The organism is Streptomyces sp. SID5785, from assembly GCF_009870065.1.
In the GTDB taxonomy this organism is placed as follows: Bacteria; Actinomycetota; Actinomycetes; order Streptomycetales; family Streptomycetaceae; genus Streptomyces.
In genome coordinates, this window is record NZ_WWIA01000689.1 from 1 (window position 1) to 3,016 (window position 3,016).

The following is a 3,016-nucleotide window of genomic DNA, read 5'->3' on the forward strand; positions in this document are numbered from 1 at the left end:
CCCGTGTGGGAGCACGACCTCGACAAGGGGCTCAGGCTGCTCCGGCTCGCCGTCGAGACCCACGCGATCACCAGTCACCACGCGCTGCCGCTGCTCCTGCGCCGGCCCGGCGGACTCGTCGTCGAGGTCACCGACGGCACCGCCGAGTACAACGGCGCGCACTACCGCAACTCGTTCTTCTACGACCTGGCGAAGACGTCCGTGCTGCGCATGGCCTTCGCCCTCGGTCACGAGCTCGGCCCGCGCGGCGCCACGGCCCTCGCACTCACGCCCGGCTGGATGCGCTCCGAGATGATGCTCGACGCGTTCGGCGTCACGGAGGAGACCTGGCGCGAGGCGCTCACGGCCCAGCCGCACTTCGCGATCTCCGAGACCCCGCGCTACGTGGGGCGGGCGGTCGCCGCGCTCGCCGCCGACCCCGACGTCTCCCGGTTCAACGGCACCTCACAGTCCAGCGGGGGCCTGGCCGGCGTGTACGGCTACACGGACCTCGACGGCAGCAGGCCCGACGCCTGGCGCTACCTCGTCGAGGTCCAGGACCCCGGAAGGGCGGCCGACGTCACCGGCTACCGGTAGCGGCCGGCGCCCGGCGGCACCGTCAGATCCCGCCGTCGGGGTCGTCGAGATGCGCGGGCCAGACGGCCGAGCCGCCGCCGCGCCACTCGATGAAGTCCGGATCGTGCAGCGGCGCGTCCTCGAGACCGGCGCGGCGCAGGAACTCCACCACGTCCGCGAGCGAGGTCGCGAGTCCCGCGTCCTCGCCGCGGATGAAGACCCGCCGCCCGCCGGGCTGGGAGGCGTGCACGACAACTGAGGGGTATCCGTCGAGTCCGTCCATGCCCCCAGCTTGGTCGCCCGGCGGACCCCGCGCACCCGGTACGGCGGGATCAGCACGTCCGGCGCACGTGCCCCTTCTCTCCCGCCGGTCGCAGATCCCGGTCGCGCAGGACCACCGACAGCGTCCCGGCCCAGCGGGCACAGGCCCGCTCCAGGTCCTGCGCCCGGTACTCGACGACGAAGACCCGGTCGTCGTACGCCTCGGCGTAGGCGCCGCACTCGTCGTAGCGCGCGCACTCCTCGGACACGGCGAAGTCGAAGCCGACCCGGCGGCGCTCGGGGAGCAGCTCGGCGGTGTTCTTCTGCCCCATGGCGAGCCCCGCGGCATGCGCGCGGGCCGTCAGGAGCTTCGCGAAGGCGACGGCGTCGGCCGCGCGCAGCAGGCCCTTCGCGCGGGTGTACGAGTCCAGGTTGTCGGCCTCGACGGCACGGAAGCCGGACGCGGCGCAGCCGTCGATCCACCGGCCGACGGTCCGTGCGAGCGCCGTCCGTTTCGCCGCGGTCGAGATGTCGAAGAGGGCCTCGTCCCAGTCCTCGTCGATGACGAGCTCACCGTCCGCGTCGCGCAGCAGCAGCTCGGGATGCTCGCGCTGCCACCACCGCGTCGCGTCCGGCTGGGCCTGGAACGCGTTGACGTAGCAGATGCCGTAGGTCCCCGGCGCGGGCTCGGCGGTGCGGTCGCGGGCCACGACCCGGACGCCGTCGGCAGGCGGGTACGCGCCGCCGAGCTGGTAGTCGAACGCCGCCCCGGCCTCGGGCCGCAGCACCTGCGGCGCCGAACCGGCGGGATCCGTGGCGCCGGAGGATGAGGGGGATGCCGGGGACGCGGCGGAGCAGCCGGTCAGCAGGGCCGCGGCGAGCGCGGGGGCGAGGGCGCGCCCCAGGGCACGGCGCAGGCGGGCGGGGGCCGGGGCGAAGATCACCGGACCACCCTAAGGTGTCGTGCGTCACCGCCGGGCGCCGCGGGAACAAGGCCGACCTTTCGCACGTTGAACCCACCGTGGGCACGGATGGAACAGTGTCCCCGGGCCTCATCTCCATTGCCCGCAGGGAAGATCGTTCGGCTGAAGCCCTGCGGAGCCCCCGCCGCGAGGCGACCGCCATCCGTGTCCACGTCAGAGCCGCCCCGGCCGTGGTCCCCCGTCACGGCCGGGGCTTTCCCCTGTCCGGCCGGAGATCCTCCGCGCGGCCGCCCGCGCGACTAGAGTCCGATGGCATGGGCCTCCTCGCACCTGACACCAAGCACCGGCTCGTCACCACGTTCCAGCGCCGGGTCGCCAATCCCCTCAACCGCAGGCTCCCCGGCCAGGTCCTGGTGGAGACGACGGGCCGCACGTCCGGGCTGCCGCGGCAGACCCCGGTGGGCGGGCGGCGCATCGGGGACTCGTTCTGGTTCGTGTCCGAGTTCGGGCCGAAGGCCCAGTACGTGCGGAACATCCAGGCCGAGCCGCGGGTGCGGGTGCGGCTGCGCGGCCGCTGGTACGAGGGCACCGCCCATCTGCTCCCCGACGACGACGCGCGGGCCCGGCTGCGGTCCCTGCCCCGGATGAACAGTTCGGCGGTGCGCGCCTTCGGCATCGACCTGCTCACGATCCGGGTCGACCTGGACTGACCGGTTCCCCGTCCGGGGGTGCGCCCTGGCATGATCGGGGGCATGGCAGAACGTGTGATCGCCGCGTGTGACGGGGCGTCGAAGGGAAACCCCGGGCCCGCCGGCTGGGCCTGGGTCGTCGCCGACGGGGACGAGAAGCCCGTCCAGTGGGAGGCCGGCGCGCTCGGCACCGCGACCAACAACGTCGCGGAACTCACTGCGCTGGAGCGGCTGTTGACGACCGTCGACCCGGCGGTCCCGCTCGAGGTCAGGATGGACTCGCAGTACGCGATGAAGGCCGTCACGACCTGGCTGCCCGGCTGGAAGCGCAAGGGCTGGAAGACGGCCGCGGGCAAGCCGGTGGCCAACCAGGAGCTCGTCGCGCGCATCGACGCGCTGCTCGAGGGCCGCGCCGTCGAGTTCCGGTACGTCCCGGCGCACCAGGTCGACGGCGACCCGCTCAACGACTTCGCCGACCGGGCGGCCAGCCGGGCGGCCGTCGAGCAGGAGGCCGCGGGCAGTGCCCTCGGCTCCCCGGAGCCGCCGCCCTCGTCGCCGTCGGCCGCGCCGGCGCGGGCCCGGTCGGGC

Annotated in this window: 5 protein-coding genes; 3 read left to right on the forward strand and 2 right to left on the reverse strand. The window is 74.3% G+C overall.

Translation table 11 applies throughout. The features are described from left to right. The coding region (locus GTW43_RS22585) for an SDR family oxidoreductase (RefSeq protein ID WP_161303847.1) at positions 1 to 576 on the forward strand (576 nt) is incomplete at its 5' end. Positions 577 to 598: 22 nt separating this feature from the next. Here the strand turns inward: GTW43_RS22585 and GTW43_RS22590 are convergent. Continuing rightward, on the reverse strand, positions 599 to 838 hold the full coding sequence (locus tag GTW43_RS22590; RefSeq protein WP_161303848.1) for a hypothetical protein: 240 nt from the start codon (positions 836 to 838) through the stop codon (positions 599 to 601). A gap of 49 nt (positions 839 to 887) precedes the next feature. Next, positions 888 to 1,757: an endo alpha-1,4 polygalactosaminidase gene (locus tag GTW43_RS22595; protein WP_161303851.1), complete on the reverse strand. Its 870-nt coding sequence runs from the start codon at positions 1,755 to 1,757 to the stop codon at positions 888 to 890. Positions 1,758 to 2,053: 296 nt separating this feature from the next. Here GTW43_RS22595 and GTW43_RS22600 point away from each other — a divergent pair, with 296 nt between their 5' ends. Both GTW43_RS22600 and GTW43_RS22605 read left to right on the forward strand, forming a co-directional pair. After that, positions 2,054 to 2,449, forward strand: a complete 396-nt coding sequence (locus tag GTW43_RS22600; protein ID WP_161303849.1) for a nitroreductase/quinone reductase family protein — start codon at positions 2,054 to 2,056, stop codon at positions 2,447 to 2,449. Positions 2,450 to 2,479: 30 nt separating this feature from the next. After that, a partial coding sequence (locus GTW43_RS22605; protein ID WP_161303850.1) for a ribonuclease H occupies positions 2,480 to 3,016 on the forward strand: 537 nt, incomplete at its 3' end.

Bases quoted from the DNA above. Each gene is read 5' to 3' on its own strand.
- GTW43_RS22590 (WP_161303848.1), bottom strand. From the start codon at position 838: ATGGACGGACTCGACGGATACCCCTCAGTTGTCGTGCACGCCTCCCAG.
- GTW43_RS22600 (WP_161303849.1), top strand. From the start codon at position 2,054: ATGGGCCTCCTCGCACCTGACACCAAGCACCGGCTCGTCACCACGTTC.